Genomic DNA, 20,420 nt, shown 5'->3' with positions numbered 1-20,420 from the left:
GAGGGGAGGCGGATATGACGCGTAAAGACGGACTGCTGGCGTTGCTGGTGGTCATTGTATGGGGGCTGAATTTTGTGGTCATCAAGGTGGGGTTGCATAACATGCCGCCATTGATGCTGGCGGGACTGCGTTTTTTACTGGTGGCTTTCCCGGCGCTTTTTTTTGTCGCGCGCCCGACGATCCCATTCAAACTGTTGCTGGGTTACGGCCTGACCATCAGCTTCGGCCAGTTTGCGTTTTTGTTCTGCGCCATTAAGTTCGGTATGCCTGCGGGGCTGGCCTCGCTGGTGCTGCAGGCGCAGGCCTTCTTTACCATCATTCTCGGCGCGTTTGTCTTTGGCGAGCGGCTACAGGGGAAACAGCTGGCGGGGATCACCCTTGCTGTTTTTGGCGTGCTGGTGTTGATTGAAGCCAGCCTGAATGGCGAGCATGTGGCGTTACTCGGCTTTATGCTCACGCTGGCGGCTGGGCTGAGCTGGGCCTGTGGCAACATCTTCAACAAACTGATTATGCAGCACCAGACGCGTCCGCCAGTGATGTCGCTGGTTGTCTGGAGTGCGCTGATCCCGGTTATCCCCTTTATGGCGGCCTCATTTATCCTCGATGGCCCGCAAACTATGCTTATGAGCCTGATTGAAATCGATCTCACTACTGTGCTTTCACTAATCTATCTGGCGTTTATTGCCACCATCGTGGGGTATGGGATCTGGGGGTCGCTGCTGGGGCGTTACGAAACCTGGCGCGTGGCGCCGTTGTCTCTGCTGGTCCCGGTAGTGGGGATTGCCAGTGCAGCGATACTGCTGGATGAAAAGCTGAGTGCGCTGCAGTTGCTTGGCGCGGTGCTGGTTATGGCCGGTCTGTACATCAACGTGTTTGGTTTGCGCTGGCGTCGGGCGAGGCGGCTGCGGGGATAAACAGGAACAAGCCCCGCATCTGCGGGGCTAAGCGAATCAGTTGTAATACGGTACGCCTAATTCGTCGGATTTGTCGCTACCCGCACCCATATGGTTTAAATCAAAGGGTGACTGTTCATGTGCTGACGGCAAAATCATCGTTTCACGATTATTTTGCTGCGTTGCACCGGGGGGTTGCTCCGCGAATGTCTGGCTGGAGACAAGCACCAGCAAGGCGAGGGCGGCGGAGGCGATGACTTTCATGATTTCCTCGGTTACGTCTTTACAGGCGAAATTAACTACAATGTTTGAGCGGATAGAGGTATCGGGATTCACCCGGAACACTGGTGATACGATACTTATGCGGCGGTACGTCAAAATAGTTCTTGAACGTTCGCGTGAGGGTTTGTTGTGACTCAAACCCATAACGCTCCGCCAGATAAAGGATCGGCTCATTACTTTCTTTCAATTTTTGGGCAATTTCGGTCAGCTTGCGGCTGCGAATGTATTGACCTAATGAATGACCAGTCTCTTTTTTGAACATCCGTTGCAGGTGCCATTTTGAGTAACCTGAACGCTCAGACACTTTTTCAAGTGAGAGCGGCGATTCCAGGTTATCTTCGATCCAGTCCAAAATGCTATGAATGGTTATAGCGTCAGTATTGCGTCTGGACATCGTCATACCTCTTTTCTGATTACGGCAGTATTTTCTTAAGCAAAAGCTCAAGCGTTGCCACTTCATCTGCCGTTAAGTTTTTTGTTAATTCCTGGTGCAGTGTGTGTCCTACGAGTTGGTGACATTGCTCACACATGGCTGCGCCGTCGTAAGTGAGCTTCACCAGCACGCCACGTTTGTCATTCGGGTTAGGGCTCCGTTCTATCCATCCTTTACACACAAGACGATCTAACATGCGCGTTAACGCACCCAGATCGACGGAAAGCACCTTTTTCAGCTCAACCGGCGTGATACACACTTCGCAGCGGATGGAACACAGCACTTTGAACTGTGTTGCGGTGATATCAAGCGGTGACAGGTAGTCATTGAGCAGGCGATCTTTTTTTTGGTTAACCATATGAATAAGCCGACCCAGCGGGATGATGTCGTTGAACAGATCACTGGTGCTTTTCACAATGGTTGCCCTGGCAAGTAGTTTAGTCACGGCAGATATTATTGCTCAGGCAAGTATAAGTCAACTGAATGAATCAGGGGATGCCACGAATTGCTAAAACGTTTTATGCGCATTTTTTGCCGTCTTTTAAATCATATACATAATAAACGGTTATCAATGAGCAACGACAACAATCCTTACGTTGTGACCATGGCTCAGCGACGCCTTTTCACCCTATAATTGCGGTATTTAATATGGATAAGGACAACGACAACTTATGGTGGATTTGATTAAAGCAATTAGCCTCGGGCTGGTGGTGCTGTTGCCGTTGGCTAACCCGCTCACGACGGTTGCACTCTTTCTGGGGCTGGCAGGGAACATGAACAGCGCGGAGCGCAATCATCAGTCGATGATGGCCGCCATTTACGTGTTCGCCATCATGATGGTTGCATATTACGCCGGCCAGGTGGTGATGAATACCTTCGGCATTTCGATACCCGGTCTGCGTATCGCCGGGGGGTTGATTGTGGCCTTTATCGGCTTCCGCATGCTGTTTCCTGCGCACAAAGCGCATGAATCTCCGGAAGCGAAAAGCAAATCCGAGGAGCTGGAATCCGAACCGAGTGCGAATATTGCCTTTGTGCCCATTGCCATGCCGAGTACGGCAGGCCCAGGGACAATTGCGATGATTATCAGTTCCGCCTCGACGGTACGTGATAACGCAACGTTTCCTGACTGGGTACTGGCCGTTGCACCGCCGCTGATCTTCGCGATTATCGGCGTCATTATATGGGTTTCTTTGCGTAGCTCAGGGGCCATTATGCGCTGGGTGGGCAAGGGCGGTATTGAGGCGATTTCCCGGCTGATGGGCTTTTTGCTGGTATGTATGGGCGTGCAGTTTATTATTAACGGCGTGCTGGAAATTATTAAAACTTACCCCTGATTTTTTTGCCCGGCAAGCGTAGCGCTGTCGGGCAAAAACCGCATCACATTATCCGCGATGCGCCTGTTCTTCCATCGGGGCCGGCCATTTGCGAAAAACAAGCACTGACCAGATAAGCGCCACCAGCGCCGGGATCGCCCCGAGATAGCCTATCGCCGACATTGAAACGTGCAGGCTGATTTGATTTCCCACCAGCGCGCCCGCGCCAATTCCGAGGTTGAAAATCCCGGAAAACAGTGACATTGCGACATCCGTCGCATCCGGCGCCAGGGCCAGCACCTTGACCTGCATACCCAGCCCGATAATCATAATTGCCACCCCCCAGAACAGGCTAAGGATCGCCAGATGGCTTTCGCTGGCCGCGGCAGGCATCAACAACAGCAGGCACGCCAGCAGCAGACCAATAGCGCAGCTGACCAGCGTCGAGGCATGCTTGTTGCCGAACCTGCCAAACAGAATACTGCCGATGATGCCTGCGCCACCGAGAATAAGCAGCAGGAGGGTCGCAAAGTTTGCGCTAAAGCCGGCCACAACCTGCACAAATGGCTCAATGTAGCTGTAAGCCGTGTAATGGGCGGTAACCACAATTACCGTCAGCAGATAGATGCTCATCAGCGCCGGACGACGTATCAACAGCGGAAGGCTTTTCAGCGATCCAGAATGCTCGCTCGGCAGCGTAGGCAGTAATTTGATCAGACATAACAGCGTAACCAGTGCGCCCATTCCGATAGTAAAGAAGGTGGTGCGCCAGCCAAAGTATTGCCCCACGATACGGCCGATCGGCAGGCCCAGCACCATCGCCAGCGCCGTTCCGGTCGCAATCAGGCTCAGCGCCTGAGCACGTTTACCCCGCAGGCGCAAGGCGGATGGCCAGGGATGCGGTTATCGACCAGAACACCGCGTGGGCGAAGGCGATCCCTACGCGGCTGATGACCAGCACCATAAAGTTCCACGCCATAAACGACAGCACGTGGCTGGCGATAAACACCACGAACAGGCCAATCAGTAATTTGCGCCGCTCCATTTGGCTGGTGAGCAGCATAAAGGGCAGTGACATCAGCGCCACTACCCATGCATAAATGGTCAGCATAATGCCAACCTGAGCCGTCTCCATCTGGAAACTTCCGGCGATGTCAGATAACAGCCCAACCGGAACAAATTCAGTGGTATTAAAAATAAACGCGGCAATAGCCAGAGTGACCACGCGTAGCCACGCGACCCTGCGGGTAACTGTGTTCGTTGTCATAGGGATGTCGTAGATTCGTTGCGTAAAAGACGAGGAGGCGATCTTAAAGCGATAAACGGCTAAAACTCAACCATTATGTGATGGATATCGCAAAAATTAGCGGATGAATACGGTAGCTAAAGACTTTGTTATCACTGAATATACAGACCAGCACAATAAAAACAGAGGGTAAAACCATGCAGGAGATTGATTTTTATCTGGTTGATGCGTTTAGCGACAGGGTGTTTGGCGGTAATGCCGCCGCGGTGTGCCCGCTGGAAGAGTGGCTTGCGGACGAAACCTTGCTCAAAATGGCTCAGCAGCACAACCAGTCCGAAACCGCCTTCTTCGTGCGTACCGACACCGGCTTCGAGCTGCGCTGGTTTACCACGCTCCATGAAATCAACCTCTGCGGCCATGCGACGCTGGCCGCGTCCCATGTCATTTTTGAATATCTGGATTACCCGCACACTGAAATCACTTTCTCGACGCGCTTTGTTGGCGAGCTTAAGGTCACGCGTAACGGCGACTGGCTGACGTTAAATTTCCCGGCCTGGTCAACGGAGGCTGTCGACAATCCCCCGGCGCTGCTCTTCAGCGCGCTGGGCATTGATGCGGCGAAAGAGGTGCGTGTCGGACGGGATTACCTGGTGGTGATGGAGAATCAGCGGCAGGTGGAGGCGTTAACCCCGGATATCGCGGCGATGATCCCGCTGGATAAAATGGTTTGTGTCACCGCCCCGGGCGAGCAATACGATTTTGTCAGCCGTTTTTTCTGCCCCGGCGAAGGTGTACCGGAAGATCCGGTAACGGGATCGGCCCACAGCATGCTGATCCCATACTGGCATGTTAAGCTTGGCAAAACGCAGATGAATGCCCGCCAGGTGTCCGCCCGTGGCGGAGATTTACGCTGCGAGCAAAAGGGCGACCGGGTGTTAATTGGCGGCCAGGCGACGTTATACCTGAAAGGGCGGATTTTTTTGCGTTAGCTGCCCGTGCCTGTCAGGCGTTGCCTCCGCCGTAGGCCCCCTGATTCGGGGAGCCTCGTTCATTTAGCAGCGCGATAAATGCTTCGAGCTGGCGGGTCATCGCTTTGCGACGCCATACCAGCCAGGTGGTCAGCCAGCGCCAGTTTTCCGCCAGCGGCCACGCCTCTACCTGATGGTGTCCCGGCATGCTCATCAGCATTGAGCGCGGCATCAGCGCAATGCCTGCCCCCGCAATCACGCAGGCGAGCATTCCGTGGTAGGACTCCATTTCATGAATGCGCCCGGGCGTTGCCCTGTCGGCATGGAACCAGCTTTCCAGATGTCGGCGATACGAACAGTTGGCGCGAAAAGCGTAGACATCGCTGCCATTGACCTGAGCGGCCTTCGAGACTTTAGCGTGTCCGGCTGGCGTGACCAGCACCATCTCTTCCCGGTAAACCGGCATACCTTCCAGCGCCGGGTGTGATAGCGGCCCGTCGACAAACGCCGCGCTCAGGGTTCCCTCCAGCACGCCGTCGATCATCGTGCCGGATGGCCCGGTAGAGAGCGCGAACTGAATGCGCGGATAGCGTTGATTAAACAGCGCCAGGCTTTCCGGTATGCGCACTGCGGCGGTACTCTCGAGCGCACCGAGGGCAAACAATCCCTGAGGCTCATCCCCGGCGACGACCCTTCGCGCTTCGTCAACCAGAGCAAGGATCTGCTTGCTGTAGCGCAAAAAGTTGTGCCCGGCAGGAGACAACCTCAGGCGCTGGTTCTCACGAATAAACAACTCCACGCCCAGATCGGCTTCGAGCTGGCGAATACGGGTCGTCAGGTTAGACGGAACGCGGTGCACTTTCTGCGCGGCCTGGGTGATGCTGCCGGTGAGTGCAACCGCGTTAAACATTTCCAACTGAGTTAAATCCATGCCATTCTCTTTTTGTGAATAAAATGGTTTGTATTATTCATTTTTAAGAAATAGCAGAGTGTTCCATACTGACGCAACTGTTATTACGTGGAGAACATCATGACTTATTCATCTGCTACCCATGCCTTTTCGGTTAACCCGGCGACGGGCGAGACGCTGGCCGCCTGCCCCTGGGCGACATCCGAAGACGTTGAACAGGCCCTTAGCCTGGCCGATACCGGTTTTCGCCAGTGGCGTAACGCAAGCGTGGCTGACCGTGCGCAGAAGCTTCGCGATCTCGGCACGGCGCTGCGTCATCGGGCTGAAGAGATGGCGCAAATGATGACGCGCGAAATGGGCAAGCCCATTGCTCAGGCGCGTGCTGAAGTCAGCAAATCTGCCAGTCTGTGCGACTGGTACGCCGACTATGGCCCGGCCATGCTGAACAGCGAACCCACGCTTGTAGAAAACCACAACGCGGTGATTGAGTACCGTCCGCTGGGGCCGATTCTGGCGGTAATGCCGTGGAACTTTCCGCTCTGGCAGGTGCTGCGCGGCGCAGTCCCCATCCTGCTGGCGGGTAACAGCTATCTGCTTAAACATTCCCCCAACGTCCTGGGTTCAGCAGCGCTTATCGCGCAGATTTTTGCTGACACCGGTTTCCCTGAGGGCGTGTTTGGCTGGGTAAATGCCACTAACGACGGCGTAAGCCAGGCGATAAACGATCGTCGTATCGCGGCCATTACCGTGACCGGCAGCGTGCGAGCCGGGGCGGCCATCGGCGCCCAGGCGGGGGCGGCACTCAAAAAGTGCGTACTTGAGCTGGGCGGCGCCGATCCGTTTATCGTCCTGAATGATGCCGATCTGGATCTGGCCGTGAAGGCGGCAGTGGCAGGGCGTTATCAGAATACCGGCCAGGTTTGCGCGGCGGCAAAACGCTTTATTGTCGAGGAGCGCATTGCTGACGCCTTCACCCGACGTTTCGTCGAGGCGACGGCTGGCCTGAAGATGGGCGCGCCGGAGCAAGACCAAACCTGTCTTGGCCCAATGGCCCGCTACGATCTGCGCGATGAGCTGCACCAGCAGGTACAGGCTACGCTTGCAGAAGGCGCCACGCTGCTGTTGGGCGGTGAGAAAATTTCCGGAGCAGGGAACTATTACGCCCCAACTGTGCTCGGTAATGTAACAGCGGATATGACGGCGTTCCGTCAGGAGCTGTTCGGCCCGGTTGCGGCAATTACCGTGGCTAAGGATGCGGATCATGCCCTGCAGTTGGCTAACGACAGTGATTTTGGTTTATCTGCCACGGTGTTTAGCGCAGACGCTGCGCTTACGGAAAAATTCTCCCGTGAGCTGGAGTGTGGTGGGGTGTTTATTAATGGCTACAGCGCCAGTGATGCACGCGTTGCGTTTGGCGGCGTGAAAAAAAGCGGCTTCGGGCGTGAGCTTTCACACTTTGGTTTGCACGAATTCTGTAATGTGCAGACGGTGTGGAAAAACCGGGTGTAACGTTAACGGGGCGGCAATGACTGCCCCTGTCATTTTTCTGCAATGGTTCTGTCATTTTCGTTTCGTAGACTCGCGAGCGTCTAACGCATTGTTACTGAAGAAAATTATGAACCTAACGCAAATTTTTCGCCGTAGTGCGCAGCGCATCCTCCCGCGTCAGTTTGATCTGCTGGCCGCTATCTTTTGTATTATCGGGCTGTTCTGCGCGTTGCAGCTTTCCTCCTCCTTTCTGCTGACTGCCTCCCTGAAAGACGCTCAGCGTAATGAACAGCATAATCAACTGGCCTACCAGCAGAAGAGTAAGCTGGAGATGGCGCGCGTGTCGCTGCTGGCGGCAAGCGACCTGCTTAACCGCTCTGGTGTCTGGTTTATGCAGGATAAAGAGACCGGGTCTGAAGGAAGCTGGCATAGCCTGATGGATGAAGCGCAGAAAGCCCTGGATGCCTCGCAGCAGGACTGGAATGCGTGGCTGGCGCTGAATCCTCCAAAAGATGATGCGCTGATTGCCAGCTATCAGCTTTTCTACGGCGCTATCAACGAGCAGGCTGAGGGGCTTATCAAAACCAACGCCATCGACGCCTTTTTTGCCGTACCCGCCCAGGCGTTTCAGACCGACTTTAATGACAACTATGCGCGCTATCAGCAGCTTCGCGAGAAACAGGCAGTGCAAGGACGACATTCGCTGATGGAACAACTCTCTTACCTGCAAACGCTGTTCCTGCTCGCCCCGGTTGTGTTGCTTGGCATTGCTATGGCGGTGTGGTTCGGTATGGCGAAGTGGGTGATCGCGCCGCTGCGCCGCTTGATTACACACATTAACCGGCTGGCTGCGGGCGATCTTTCCGGCACCCCTCCTGAGGTTGTCCGTTTTAACCGCGAGGTCGGCCAGCTGTATGACAGTATTATCACCATGCAGCGCGGGCTTCAGCAACTGGTGATGCAGGTCAGCAATGCCACCGCCTCGATGGTAGAGAACATTGGCTCTCTGGCAGAGGGTAACCAGAAGCTGTATCAGCAGTCTGCGCGTCAGGCGGCCGCAGGCGGCGATCAAATGATGTCTAGAGTGAATGAATCCATGCGGGCGATCGTTGACCGCTCGTCCGAAATGCAGGGCATCGTGGCGCTTATCAACAGCGTGGCGTTTCAGACCAACATTCTGGCGCTGAATGCGGCGATTGAGGCTGCCCATGCGGGAAATCAGGGACGTGGGTTTGCCGTGGTGGCCCGGGAAGTGGGGCTGCTCGCCAGGAAGAGCAGTCATTCAACGCAGACCATTCAGGAGCTGATTAATTACTCCCTGCAGGGAATTGAAGATGGCTCGAAAGCGGTTAACCGTCTTGAACACACTCTTCAGCAGGTCACCGGGCTGGTGGCGAATTTAAGCAGTTTACTGAATGATATTTCGACGGCTACCCTGAGTCAGGGGGAGAGTATCCATCAGATGACCCGTCAGCTTGAGGCCCTGAATCAGGTTTCTCGTCAGACTGACGTGCTGGTATCCGACGCCTCGCACGCTTCGGCGCGCCTCCTTAAGGGATCGGATCTCTTGCTGCAGGCTGTTACCCGTTTTCGTCTTAGCGCCTGACGCAAGTCATAAGCGTCTGTTATACTCGCAGCCCGTTTTAGCCTGAGGGCAAGGAGCAAAGTGTGGCTGCGGTCATCCATAATGAGATGCTGGACGAGATTCTGGCGCAGGTTCGTCCATTACTCGGGAAAGGTAAAGTTGCCGACTATATTCCGGCGCTCGCTTCGGTTAGCGGGAACAAGCTTGGCATTGCCATTTGTACTCTGGACGGACAACGCTATCAGGCCGGTGACGCCACAGAGCGTTTCTCAATACAGTCCATTTCCAAAGTGCTGAGTCTGGTCGCTGCGATGCGTCACTACGAAGAGGAGGAGATCTGGCAGCGCGTGGGCAAAGATCCTTCCGGCCAGCCGTTTAACTCGCTCCTGCAGCTCGAAATCGAGCAGGGGAAGCCGCGCAATCCGTTCATCAATGCCGGGGCGCTGGTGGTGTGCGATATGCTGCAAAGCCGTCTTAGCGCACCGCGCCAGCGGATGCTCGAAATCGTACGTCAGCTTTCCGGAATTACGGATATTGCCTACGATCCCGTCGTCGCGCGTTCGGAGTTTGAACACTCTGCGCGCAATGCGGCCATCGCCTGGCTGATGAAATCCTTCGGCAATTTCCATAATGACGTGGCGACTGTATTGCAAAATTACTTTCATTACTGTGCGCTGAAAATGAATTGCGTTGAGCTGGCGCAGACGTTTCTGTTTCTGGCGCATCAGGGATATGCCCCGCATCTTGCCGAGGAGGTGGTCTCCCCAATGCAGGCCCGGCAGGTGAACGCCCTGATGGCGACCAGCGGAATGTATCAGAACGCCGGAGAATTCGCCTGGCGGGTAGGCCTTCCGGCTAAATCGGGTGTCGGCGGCGGCGTAGTGGCGATTGTGCCGCATGAGATGGCGATTGCCGTCTGGAGTCCGGAACTGGACGAGACGGGTAATTCACTTGCCGGTGTGGCCGTGCTTGAACAACTGACCCAACGCCTGGGGCGTTCCGTATACTGATGTCATCGCTTGAATCCCTTTTTTCCCGTCTGGCGCGCTCTACCATTAGCTGGGAGTGCAGATGAACCCCTAAATTTGACGAGTTATGCTCCTGTCGTTTATGTGCTATAGATAGACGTCAAGTCATTCTCCTTCATGCTGACGACCGTAAATTCTTGCCGTAAGTCATTATATGGACTGATGTTCAATGCATCCTGCTCTCTTAACTTTCAGGCTTTTTCAGGCAGAAAACCCGCTGCGGAATGCGGCGGGTATTTTTATCCTCACTACCTTTTTTTATTTTGTGGGGGCGGAATTACGTCTGGTTGAAGCGTTATCCCTGTTCTGGCCGCTAAATGGCGTGATGGCTGGCGTGTTTGCCCGCTATGCGTATCTGAACCGTATTCATTATTACGCGGTATCTTATGTCGCGATGCTGGTATACGACGTAGTGACCACCAGTTGGGGTATGGCTTCGCTTATCATTAACCTGTCAAATATGGTTTTTATCGTCACGGTCGCGCTGCTGGTGCTACGCGATAAGCGAATGCTGAAGAAAACCCCCGATCCGCTTAATGCGCTACGGCTGTTTAATTACTGCCTGATTGCTGCACTGCTGTGCGCCTTACTCGGAGCGGTTGGCTCAGTGGGTATTGACAGTCAAACCTTCTGGCCGCTGTTTGCCGACTGGTTTAGCGAACAGTTTTCGACCGGTGTACTCATCGTGCCCTGTATGCTGACAGTGAGCGTACCCGTTAAGCAGATTCGTTTGCGTCCTGAACGGTTATTGCCGGTGCTGGCGCTGATCGTATCGGTCATGGCGTCTGTGGTGATTGGCGGGGCAGGGAGTCTGGCCTTCCCACTGCCCGCGCTTATCTGGTGTGCGGTGCGTTATTCCCTGCCGGCAACCTGTCTGCTGACCTTTATCACCGGCGCGGCGGAGGTAATTCTGGTGGCGAACGGCATTATTAATATCGCCGTGGCTGCGCCGCTGTCGACGCCGATGATGTTCTCAGCCCGGCTCGGTATTGCCACGATGGCCATTTGCCCGATCATGGTTTCCGTTAGCATGGCGGCCATTAATTCCCTGATACAACAGGTCTCGTTGCGCGCGGATTATGATTTTCTGACTCAGGTTTACTCCCGCTCCGGGCTTTATGAAGCGCTTAAAGAAGAAGAGACACATCGGCATTCACGCTACCTGACCGTCATGCTGCTGGATATCGATTACTTTAAAAACATTAACGATAACTATGGACACGAGTGCGGAGACCGTGTGTTGGCCGTATTTGCCCGGCAGGTGCGGAACGTTGTCGGGGAGGACGGGCTGGTCGCGCGGATGGGGGGCGAGGAGTTCGCCGTTGTCGTGTATAGCGAAGACGCGAAGCATGGCGTCGAACTGGCGGAACGTATTAGAGTCACTATTGCTCATCATCCGTTCACCTGGCGACAGCAAACGCTATTTCTGACCGTCAGTATTGGCCTGGGAAGTGGAAGACCAGGGGCGCGACAGCTGACAGAGGTGTTCAATAAGCTTCTGGCCGAAGCGGACGACCACCTTTATCGTTCGAAAAAAGCGGGGCGTAATCGCACCAGCGCTCATTTCCCGGACGAGCAAGCTTGAGCGGATCACGATAATGAGAACCGGATGACAATGTTTCTGTTTAAGCTACGCTTTTAGTAATGCTATGCGTCAGGAGACGTTATGAAAGCACCCGCTACCCCTGAAAATGAACTGGAACGTCTGAACTCGCTGCGTGAGTCTGGACTCTTAGAGATTGAACGTTCCCCGGCGTTCGATCGCCTTACGCGACTGGCAAAACGCTTCTTTGGGGTGCCGCTGGCGATGGTTAACCTCGTCGAGGAACATTCTCTGATAATGAAATCCGTTAGCGGGCAGGGGCCTGACACCCTTCCTCGTGACATCTCATTCTGTGGTCATGTAATCCTGAGCCACGCTCCGCTGGTGGTGGGGGACACGCAACAGGATCCGCGTTTTGTTGATAATCCGCTGGTGGTGGGTAAGCCTGGGATCCGTTTTTATGCAGGTATTCCCTTGCGCTTAAGGGATGGCGCGAGCGTGGGGTCTTTATGCGTTATAGACTACGCACCGCGTGAGTTTTCACCCGGCGATCTTGCGGTGTTAGACGACCTTGGCGCACTGGTAGAAGATGAATTTGCCGCCGTCAGTGCCGCAACCACGGATGAACTCACCGGTTTATTTAATCGTCGGGGCTTTAATCAGTTTGTCCGGTTCACGCTTTCCGTCGCCAGACGTCGCGCCGAGCCGTTAACGCTGGGCTGGCTCGACCTTGATCGTTTCAAGGAGATCAACGACCGTTACGGCCATGAAGAGGGCGACAATGCGCTTAAGGCGATGGCCACACTGATGCGATCCTCCTTTCGTGAGGCCGATCTGCTGGTGCGCTTTGGCGGTGACGAGTTTGCCGTGCTGTTTGCCGATACCCATGAGCAGGGGGCATGGATTGCGATGCAGCACCTTGCCGAGCAGGTTGAAGCCTACAACGCGCGGAAGCTGCATCCGTGGACGTTATCCTTCTCCTGGGGGCTGAGCGAATTCGATCATAACGGCGATGATATGCAGCAGTGGCTAAAAGATGCAGATGAAAAAATGTATGCCATGAAGCAACAGCGTCAGTGTGCAAGGTGACAGGGCAAAAAATTTAAACTTTTCTTATGATTAATTTTCACAATGACGTCATGAATTGATCCAGACAGGGGATTCTGGTCGTTATGTTTTGATAAGTTATCACACCAATCTTGTCAGGCTGTATGACTAATCATAAAAGGATCCCCCATTGTGAACACACTCAACCGTCGTGATTTTCCCGGTGCGCATTATCCGGAACGCATCATTCAGTTTGGTGAAGGCAACTTTCTGCGCGCATTTGTTGACTGGCAAATAGACCTGTTAAACGAACATACCGATTTGAACGCCGGGGTGGTGATTGTGCGACCTATCCAGAGCGACTTTCCGCCGTCATTGAACACTCAGGATGGTCTGTACACCACTATCATCCGCGGCCTGAATGAGAAGGGGGAGGCGGTCAGTGATGCGCGTCTTATCCGCTCCGTTAACCGTGAAATCAGCGTTTACAGCCAGTACGATGAGTTCCTGAAACTGGCGCATAACCCACAGATGCGTTTTGTTTTCTCAAATACCACCGAGGCCGGTATCAGCTATCACGCTGAGGATAAATTTGATGATGCTCCGGCGGTGAGCTACCCGGCTAAACTGACGCGCCTACTGTATGAGCGTTTCAGCCATTTCAACGGCGCTGCGGACAAAGGCTGGATAATCATTCCGTGCGAGCTGATTGACTACAATGGCGCTGCGCTTCGTGAGCTGGTTCTGCGGTATGCGCAAGAGTGGGCACTTCCCGCAGCATTCACCCAGTGGCTAAATGACGCCAACAGTTTCTGCTCTACGCTGGTTGACCGCATTGTAACGGGTTATCCGCGTGATGAAGTGGCCGCGCTGGAAAAGGAACGGGGTTACCACGATGCCTTTCTCGATACCGCCGAACATTTCTACCTGTTTGTGATTCAGGGACCAAAATCGCTGGCCAGCGAGCTGCGGCTGGATAAACTCCCGCTCAACGTGCTGATTGTCGATGACATCAAACCCTATAAAGAGCGCAAAGTGGCGATCCTCAACGGCGCGCACACGGCACTGGTGCCGGTGGCGTTCCAGGCGGGCCTGGATACAGTAGGTGATGCGATGAACGACGCTGACGTGTGCGCGTTCGTAGAGAAAGCGATTTACGATGAAATCATTCCGGTGCTGGACCTGCCGCGCGACGAGCTGGCGTCCTTTGCAAGCGCAGTGACGGGGCGTTTCCGTAACCCGTACATTAAGCATCAGCTGCTGTCGATTGCCCTTAACGGAATGACCAAATACCGCACGCGTATTTTGCCGCAACTGCTGGCAGGGCATAAGGCAACCGGTAAATTGCCTGCGCGGCTGACCTTTGCTCTGGCCGCGTTAATCGCATTTTACCGTGGCGAGCGTAACGGTGAACCTTATCCTGTGCAGGATGACGCGCACTGGCTTGAACGTTATCAGCAGCTTTGGGCGCGGCACCATGATAAACAAATCAGTACCCATGAACTGGTGCGCTCTGTACTGAGCGTGAGCGAACACTGGGAGTGCGATCTCTCTCAGGTCACGGGACTGGTAGACCACGTCACGCAGGATCTCGATACTATTTTGCTTCAGGGAATGCGCGCAGCGGTACAACCGCTCGGCTAACCCGTTAGCCCGGCTTCAGCCGGGTTTTTTCCGCACCTTAATTAGTTACAACATACTATAGCATTAAATTTAAAAAAGTCTGCAACACCGTGCGGTCTAAGTCTTGAGGGATTAGTTGACCTTTTGTTACCTGCTCATTACCAGGGGAACCGGACGGCGCTCGATGTGGTAAAAATAATGGCCGGTGGTGGTAGCAGGAGTGAAGTAATACAATATCGCAGGAACGATGCCATTTTAAGTAGTGACAAGCGGAGAAATGAAATAAGGGGATGGTTCATCCTGATCTTTCAGAGGGTTAACCCCGTCTTCCGGAACAGAATAAAGCGGACATCCCTCTTGCCACTTAAGGATAAAATCTAACCAGATGCACCGTGTTTAGCTCCAGTAGAAGCTGGGGCATTCACTATGAGAACCTGGATCACCGCTTTCATCGTTATGGAAAACCTGCACAATGCTAACGAAATCTCTCTCTCGCCGTGCCGTCGTCTTAGCCGTGACGCTGCTCATCGTTCTTATTATCGCTTTGTTCTTCTTTCTGAGAAGCCCTGATGTGCCGGAATATATTACGGCCCCTGTGCGCAAAGGCGATATAGAAAATTCCGTTTTGGCCACCGGTCGCATTGACGCGATTGAACGCGTTAACGTAGGGGCGCAGGTATCAGGCCAGGTGAAATCATTGAAAGTGAAGCTCGGCGACCACGTGACTAAAGGACAGTTGATTGCCGACATTGACGACGTGCCTCAGCGTAACGACTTGCGCAACGCCGAAGCCGCGCTCAACGAAGTGAAAGCCGAACGCCAGTCGAAGCTGGCGCTTCTGAAACAGGCTGAACGGCGTTTTAAACGCCAGCGCCAGATGTTAAGTGAAGATGCCAGCTCGCGTGAAGATTTTGAGTCTGCGGAGGCTACGCTTGCCACCACGCGCGCTGAATTACTGTCTCTGAATGCCAAACTGGTTAAGGCGCAGATCGAAGTCGATAAGAAAAAGGTCGATCTTGGCTATACGCGAGTCGTAGCGCCGATGGATGGTATTGTTATCGCCGTCGTCACTCAGCAGGGGCAGACCGTTAACTCAAGCCAGAGTGCGCCGACCATCATCAAGCTAGCGCGTCTGGACGTCATGACCATTAAAGCGCAGATCTCCGAAGCCGACATCACCCGTATTTCCCCAGGCCAAAAAGCCCGTTTCACTATCTTCTCCGAGCCGGACATACACTATGACGCGACGCTGCGTACCGTTGAACTGGCACCGGAGTCGATAATGAAAGACGACTCACTTGCCAGCACCAGTTCGGCATCAGGCTCCGGCACCTCAAATGCGTCCGTCTATTACAACGCTCTGCTTGACGTACCTAACCCAGAAAACCGACTCCGTATTGCCATGACGGCGCAGGTTACGCTGCTTGCGGGCGAAGCCCAAAATACGCTGCTGGTACCCATTCAGGCAGTGCGCAGAGCTGAAGGAAATAAGCAGCAGGTCCAGGTGCTGGCGGAGAACGGCACGCTGGAAACCCGGGATGTGAAAACCGGCCTCACCAACAGCGTGGATATTCAGATCCTCAAAGGCTTAAAGGTCGGGGAAAATGTCGTGCTGTCGCAGCCGGGTGAGAATGCGTCTGAGGAAGGGGGGGTACCGTGAGAAACATCATCGAGCTAAAAGGTATTAGTCGAACTTATGGCAACGGTAGCCAGGCGTTGACCGTTCTTAAAAACGTCGATTTGACTATTGCGGCCGGTGAAATGGTGGCGATCATCGGCGCCTCAGGTTCGGGCAAATCAACCCTGATGAACATCATGGGTTGCCTCGACGTACCCGACAGCGGCGATTACTCCATTGGCGGGCAAAACGCCGCCCACTTTTCGCCCGATGAGCTGGCCAGAGTGCGCCGGGAACATATCGGCTTTATCTTCCAGCGCTACCATTTGATGCCTGACCTTAGCGCGCTAGGCAACGTTGAGATCCCGGCCATTTACGCCAGCAGCGGACGCGAGAACCGTCGGCGGCGTGCGACCGTCCTACTTAGCAGACTTGGCCTGGAAGGGCGTGAGCATCATAAACCCGGCGAACTTTCAGGCGGCCAGCAGCAGCGCGTCAGTATTGCCCGAGCGCTGATCAACGGCGGAGAGATAATCCTTGCGGACGAGCCGACTGGCGCGCTGGACTCGCAGTCCGGGCAAGAAGTGTTAGCCATTCTGAGCGAGCTCAATCAGCGTGGTCATACCGTAGTGATGGTGACCCACGATATGAATGTCGCCCGGTACGCGAAGCGAATTATCGAGCTGCGTGACGGCGAAATTATCGCTGATAGCGGCAGTTGCGTAACTGCGACGGAAACACTGCCGCCGCCCAACTCTATCCGGCAAAGCCGTTGGCAAACGCTGCTCGATCGTACGCGTGAATCGCTGCAAATGGCGCTAAAAGCGATGAACGCACACCGCTTACGCACCACGCTTACCATGACCGGGATTATTTTCGGTATTGCCGCCGTCGTCACCGTCGTGGCATTGGGTGAGGGTGCCAGGCAGAAGACGCTGGAGAATATTAAAGAACTGGGGACCAACGTGGTCAGCATTTATCCCGGGCGCGATTTCTTCGATGACAGCATCGAGGGCATTCGAACGCTGGTACCTGCGGACGCTGATGCGCTGGCGAAGCAAGGATTTGTCGACAGCGTAAGCCCGGAAGTTAGCACCTCAGACAACATTCGTTTTCTCGGTAAATCTGCAACGGCTTCCATCAACGGCGTCGGGCGGGATCATTTCCGGGTAAACGGTATTGAGTTGTTGCAGGGAGCGACCTTCAGGGACGACCGCAACGCCCTGCAGGAAGTCATTATTGATGAAAACGCCCGCAAGGCGCTTTTCGACGACGCGGGGCTACAGGCGCTGGGGCAAATTGTCTTCCTGGGTTCCGTACCGGCACGCGTGGTGGGCATCGCCAAAAGCAACAACCGGAGCTATGCGCCAAACCGCATTACCGTGTGGATGCCTTACAGCACGGTGATATACCGCATGGTAGGCAAACCAGTTCTGACCAGCATTAGCGTCAGGCTTAAGGACAATGTGGCTAACGAGGCGGCGGTTAGTGCTATCACCCAGTTGTTAACCCAGCGTCACGGCGTAAAAGACTTCCAACTCTATAACTTCGAACAGATCAGAAAATCTATCGAACGCACCTCAATGACCTTCACCATTTTAATTCTGATGGTCGCCTCTATCGCGCTGATGATCGGCAGTATCGGGGTGATGAACATCATGCTGGTCTCTGTGACAGAACGTACTCATGAAATTGGCGTACGCATGGCGGTAGGCGCAAGGCGTAGCGACATCATGCAGCAGTTTATGATTGAGGCCGTACTGGTTTGCCTGATTGGCGGCGCGTTAGGCATTGCGCTGTCGTATGCCGCAGGCGCGCTCTTTTCCATCCTGGCGGGCGGAATGTTCACGGCTATATATTCGTGGCAGGCCGCCGCCGCTGCGTTTTTTTGTTCAACCTTAATCGGCATGATCTTCGGTTATCTCCCCGCCCGCAAGGCGGCAAGGATGGATCCGGTTGTTTCACTGGCCAGCGAGTAACCTATGAAAATTTTATCCCCTTTGGCTTTATGCCTTGCCACCGCGCTCAGCGCTGGCTGCGCCAACACGCTGAAAAGCGACTACCGCGCGCCCGAAGTGAGCTATCCCGCCAGCTGGAACAAGAGCGATATGGCCGCAGATTTAGCTCCGTTTGACTGGAAAGCGTTTAACGATCCTCATCTCGATAACTGGCTCCGCCAGGTGATGGCAAGTAATAACGACGTGGCTATAGCCGTGCTGCGGGTGTATAGGGCGCGACTGGACGCGGAAAGAGTAGGCATCACCAACGATCCTGGACTAAAAGGTTTGCTGGGCGTGGACGGAAAAAACCAGCTGAATAACTCGTCCGGCTGGACAAAAAGCAGTTCCGCCAGCCTCAGCACCGGCTATGAGCTGGATCTCTGGGGCAAAATTGCCCGTCAGCGCGATGCGGCGGAGTGGGCAAGCCATGCCAGCGAAGAGGATCTTCGCTCCGCGCGCCTGACGCTGCTTTCAGAGGCCAGTAATAATTACTGGCGCATCAGCTTTGTGAATCAGCAGATTGCCGTCCTCCGGCAGAGTATTGCCTATGCAAAAGAGACGCTGCGTCTGGCCGAAGCTCGCTATCGCGCGGGAGGTGCCTCATCGCTGGATGTGGTTGATGCGCAACAAAGCCTGCTCGCGCAGGAAAACCGGCTTACCGGGCTACAGCGGGAGCGTTTGCAGGGACTCAATCAGCAGGCGGTCTTGCTCGGCGCCGTGCCGGGCAACCCGGTAGTCGAGCCAACAATGCTGCCAAAAGGAAACCTGCCGAAGGTAAATGCGAACATTCCTGCCAGCGTGCTGATGCGCCGGCCTGACATCAGCGCTAAAGAGTGGCGGGTGCGTGAGGCGCTGGCTACGGTTGATATCAAGCGTACCGAATACTATCCCGCCTTCAACCTGACCGGCGCTCTTGGTACCAGCAGCACTTCGCTGCTGACGTTCCTGCATAATCCGGTCGGCTCCGTAGGCGCTAACCTGACGCTGCCGTTCCTCGAGTGGCGGCAGCGGGGCGTCGAGGTAAAAATTGCCCGTAACGATTACGAGCAGCGAGTGCTGGAGTTCAAACAACTGCTTTATAAGGCGATGAGCAGCATTGAAGACGAGCTTTCCCTGCGTAATCAACTGCTGGCTCAGGAGACAAGGCTTCGGGAGGGACTGGAGCTTGCGCGTAAGTCGGAGCGATTAAACGAAGTGCGTTATCGGCAGGGCGCAGCGCGTATCTCATTCTGGCTCGATGCTCAGGAAAAACGCCGTCAGGCGGAACTGCGGCTGGATGAAAACCGCTTTAATCAGTTGCAGAATCTGGCAAAAATTTATCTTGAGTTTGGCGGGTCGTCTACCTTTCCTTGAATGTGGAGAAGGATGAAGGCAGGGGCACTGTTCCCGTTTACTCCCCCAGAACGTAAAATGCAAACTCTCGTTAACACGCTTGCAACCGTGATAGGGATCACGTTTAATAGCCACGCTCTTTTCTTTACAGAATCTGACTATGATTGTTCGTCCTCAACAGCACTGGCTACAACTGATTTTTGTCTGGCACGGTTCCGTTTTACCCAAAATCTACACCCGGTTGCTGCTTAACTTCCTGCTATCTCTTGCCGTCATCCTGATGCTGCCGTGGTACACCTCACTTGGCATCAAATTTACCGTTGCTCCGTTTAGCATTCTCGGTGTGGCTATTGCGATATTTCTCGGTTTTAGAAATAACGCCTGCTATTCGCGCTATGTTGAGGCTCGACAGCTGTGGGGGCAACTGATGATAGCGGCACGATCGCTGTTTCGCGAGGTTAAAAACACGCTCCCTGACGATAAGCACCTGGGGGAGTTTGTTCGTCTGCAGATAGCTTTTGCCAACTGCTTACGCATGACGCTACGCAGGGAGACGAATGCCGAACAGCTTTCTGCCTATCTTTCCGCAGATGTTTTACGCAAAGTGATGGATTCAAATTCCCCCGCGAATCGTATTTTGCTGAAAATGGGAGAATGGCTTGCCGTGCGCCGCCGTGAAGGTCAGCTGTCTGACATCCTGTTCCACAGCCTGAACAACCGGCTGAACGATATGTCTGTGGTTCTTTCCGGCTGCGAGCGGATTGCTACAACCCCCGTGCCGTTTGCCTATACGCTGATCCTGCACCGTACGGTTTATCTTTTTTGCATCATGCTGCCATTTGCCCTGGTTGTTGACTTGCACTACATGACACCCTTTGTCTCCGCACTGATTTCATATACCTTTATTTCACTTGATACGCTGGCGGAAGAGCTGGAAGATCCGTTTGGCACCGAAGATAACGACCTGCCGCTTGACGCCATCTGCAATATGATGGAACGCGACCTGCTGCAAATGAACGATGAAGAAGACATTCCGGAAAGAAAGTTTCCGGACAAGTACTATCAGCTGACGTGACGAGCTAAATAGCTGCGCGGAATACCGCTAAAC

At 54.3% G+C, this 20,420-nt stretch carries 17 protein-coding genes and 1 pseudogene; 13 read left to right on the top strand and 5 right to left on the bottom strand.

The genetic code is table 11. From position 1 onward, the window contains the following. Positions 1-14: 14 nt before the first annotated feature. Positions 15-914, top strand: a complete 900-nt coding sequence (gene eamA, locus NL510_RS11925; protein ID WP_253376880.1) for an O-acetylserine/cysteine exporter — start codon at positions 15-17, stop codon at positions 912-914. 36 nt (positions 915-950) lie between these two features. Here the strand turns inward: eamA and marB are convergent, their stop codons facing one another. Genes marB through marR form a run of 3 tightly spaced genes read right to left on the bottom strand, consistent with a single transcriptional unit; the run spans position 951 to position 2,023 of the window. Next, positions 951-1,157 carry a multiple antibiotic resistance protein MarB gene (marB, locus tag NL510_RS11920; protein WP_253376877.1) on the bottom strand — a complete coding sequence of 69 codons (207 nt, stop codon included), beginning with the start codon at positions 1,155-1,157 and terminating at the stop codon, positions 951-953. A gap of 31 nt (positions 1,158-1,188) precedes the next feature. Next, complete coding sequence (gene marA / locus NL510_RS11915) at positions 1,189-1,569, bottom strand: MDR efflux pump AcrAB transcriptional activator MarA (protein WP_008502237.1); 381 nt, start codon at positions 1,567-1,569, stop codon at positions 1,189-1,191. A gap of 19 nt (positions 1,570-1,588) precedes the next feature. Then, the gene (gene marR / locus NL510_RS11910; RefSeq protein ID WP_253376875.1) at positions 1,589-2,023 is read right to left on the bottom strand and encodes a multiple antibiotic resistance transcriptional regulator MarR; all 435 of its coding nucleotides are present in this window, start codon (positions 2,021-2,023) and stop codon (positions 1,589-1,591) included. Between the two features lie 256 nt (positions 2,024-2,279). On the opposite strand from marR, the gene NL510_RS11905 reads away from it, so the two are divergent. Further along, positions 2,280-2,945 (top strand): MarC family NAAT transporter, encoded by a 666-nt coding sequence (locus tag NL510_RS11905; protein ID WP_253376873.1) that lies wholly within the window; start codon positions 2,280-2,282, stop codon positions 2,943-2,945. Between the two features lie 48 nt (positions 2,946-2,993). Here NL510_RS11905 and NL510_RS11900 read toward each other — a convergent pair. After that, positions 2,994-4,191 (bottom strand): annotated as a pseudogene (locus NL510_RS11900) (sugar transporter). A 176-nt stretch (positions 4,192-4,367) separates the two neighbouring features. Here NL510_RS11900 and NL510_RS11895 point away from each other — a divergent pair. Next, positions 4,368-5,159 (top strand): PhzF family phenazine biosynthesis protein, encoded by a 792-nt coding sequence (locus NL510_RS11895; protein ID WP_253376871.1) that lies wholly within the window; start codon positions 4,368-4,370, stop codon positions 5,157-5,159. Positions 5,160-5,172: 13 nt separating this feature from the next. Here NL510_RS11895 and ptrR read toward each other — a convergent pair whose 3' ends face one another. Then, positions 5,173-6,069, bottom strand: coding sequence for a putrescine utilization regulator PtrR (ptrR, locus tag NL510_RS11890; protein WP_253376869.1), 897 nt, complete (start codon positions 6,067-6,069; stop codon positions 5,173-5,175). A 99-nt stretch (positions 6,070-6,168) separates the two neighbouring features. Here ptrR and sad point away from each other — a divergent pair, with 99 nt between their 5' ends. From sad to NL510_RS11840, 10 genes are all read left to right on the top strand, one after another. Continuing rightward, positions 6,169-7,557: a succinate-semialdehyde dehydrogenase gene (gene sad / locus NL510_RS11885; RefSeq protein WP_253376867.1), complete on the top strand. Its 1,389-nt coding sequence runs from the start codon at positions 6,169-6,171 to the stop codon at positions 7,555-7,557. 106 nt (positions 7,558-7,663) lie between these two features. After that, on the top strand, positions 7,664-9,142 hold the full coding sequence (locus NL510_RS11880; RefSeq protein ID WP_253376857.1) for a methyl-accepting chemotaxis protein: 1,479 nt from the start codon (positions 7,664-7,666) through the stop codon (positions 9,140-9,142). 62 nt (positions 9,143-9,204) lie between these two features. Next, entirely contained in the window at positions 9,205-10,131 is a 927-nt protein-coding gene (gene glsB / locus NL510_RS11875; RefSeq protein WP_253376855.1) for a glutaminase B, read from the top strand. Between the two features lie 187 nt (positions 10,132-10,318). Further along, positions 10,319-11,734: a sensor domain-containing diguanylate cyclase gene (locus tag NL510_RS11870; protein WP_253376853.1), complete on the top strand. Its 1,416-nt coding sequence runs from the start codon at positions 10,319-10,321 to the stop codon at positions 11,732-11,734. A gap of 81 nt (positions 11,735-11,815) precedes the next feature. Continuing rightward, positions 11,816-12,781, top strand: coding sequence for a sensor domain-containing diguanylate cyclase (locus tag NL510_RS11865; RefSeq protein ID WP_253376851.1), 966 nt, complete (start codon positions 11,816-11,818; stop codon positions 12,779-12,781). A gap of 150 nt (positions 12,782-12,931) precedes the next feature. After that, positions 12,932-14,383 (top strand): tagaturonate reductase, encoded by a 1,452-nt coding sequence (locus NL510_RS11860; RefSeq protein WP_253376849.1) that lies wholly within the window; start codon positions 12,932-12,934, stop codon positions 14,381-14,383. Positions 14,384-14,834: 451 nt separating this feature from the next. After that, the gene (etsA, locus tag NL510_RS11855; protein ID WP_253376847.1) at positions 14,835-16,022 is read left to right on the top strand and encodes a macrolide efflux RND transporter periplasmic adaptor subunit EtsA; all 1,188 of its coding nucleotides are present in this window, start codon (positions 14,835-14,837) and stop codon (positions 16,020-16,022) included. Then, positions 16,019-17,959 (top strand): MacB family efflux pump subunit, encoded by a 1,941-nt coding sequence (locus NL510_RS11850; protein WP_253376845.1) that lies wholly within the window; start codon positions 16,019-16,021, stop codon positions 17,957-17,959. Before etsA ends, NL510_RS11850 begins: the two co-directional genes overlap by 4 nt. Before the next feature lie 3 nt (positions 17,960-17,962). Next, positions 17,963-19,333, top strand: coding sequence for a macrolide efflux RND transporter outer membrane subunit EtsC (gene etsC / locus NL510_RS11845; RefSeq protein WP_253376843.1), 1,371 nt, complete (start codon positions 17,963-17,965; stop codon positions 19,331-19,333). A gap of 139 nt (positions 19,334-19,472) precedes the next feature. Beyond that, a complete protein-coding gene (locus tag NL510_RS11840; protein ID WP_253376840.1) occupies positions 19,473-20,387 on the top strand; it encodes a bestrophin family protein in 915 nt (304 codons plus the stop codon). The last annotated feature ends 33 nt before the right edge of the window (positions 20,388-20,420 follow it).

It is taken from the genome of unidentified bacterial endosymbiont (genome assembly GCF_918797525.1).
Taxonomy (GTDB): Bacteria; Pseudomonadota; Gammaproteobacteria; order Enterobacterales; family Enterobacteriaceae; genus Enterobacter.
Note: the sequence above shows the minus strand (reverse complement) of the source record. Positions and strands in the feature narration are given on the sequence as shown.

Bases quoted from the DNA above. Each gene is read 5' to 3' on its own strand.
- NL510_RS11870 (WP_253376853.1), top strand. From the start codon at position 10,319: ATGCATCCTGCTCTCTTAACTTTCAGGCTTTTTCAGGCAGAAAACCCG.
- NL510_RS11865 (WP_253376851.1), top strand. From the start codon at position 11,816: ATGAAAGCACCCGCTACCCCTGAAAATGAACTGGAACGTCTGAACTCG.
- NL510_RS11905 (WP_253376873.1), top strand. From the start codon at position 2,280: ATGGTGGATTTGATTAAAGCAATTAGCCTCGGGCTGGTGGTGCTGTTG.
- etsA (WP_253376847.1), top strand. From the start codon at position 14,835: ATGCTAACGAAATCTCTCTCTCGCCGTGCCGTCGTCTTAGCCGTGACG.
- marA (WP_008502237.1), bottom strand. From the start codon at position 1,569: ATGTCCAGACGCAATACTGACGCTATAACCATTCATAGCATTTTGGAC.
- ptrR (WP_253376869.1), bottom strand. From the start codon at position 6,069: ATGGATTTAACTCAGTTGGAAATGTTTAACGCGGTTGCACTCACCGGC.
- marB (WP_253376877.1), bottom strand. From the start codon at position 1,157: ATGAAAGTCATCGCCTCCGCCGCCCTCGCCTTGCTGGTGCTTGTCTCC.
- NL510_RS11880 (WP_253376857.1), top strand. From the start codon at position 7,664: ATGAACCTAACGCAAATTTTTCGCCGTAGTGCGCAGCGCATCCTCCCG.
- NL510_RS11840 (WP_253376840.1), top strand. From the start codon at position 19,473: ATGATTGTTCGTCCTCAACAGCACTGGCTACAACTGATTTTTGTCTGG.
- sad (WP_253376867.1), top strand. From the start codon at position 6,169: ATGACTTATTCATCTGCTACCCATGCCTTTTCGGTTAACCCGGCGACG.
- NL510_RS11895 (WP_253376871.1), top strand. From the start codon at position 4,368: ATGCAGGAGATTGATTTTTATCTGGTTGATGCGTTTAGCGACAGGGTG.
- etsC (WP_253376843.1), top strand. From the start codon at position 17,963: ATGAAAATTTTATCCCCTTTGGCTTTATGCCTTGCCACCGCGCTCAGC.
- eamA (WP_253376880.1), top strand. From the start codon at position 15: ATGACGCGTAAAGACGGACTGCTGGCGTTGCTGGTGGTCATTGTATGG.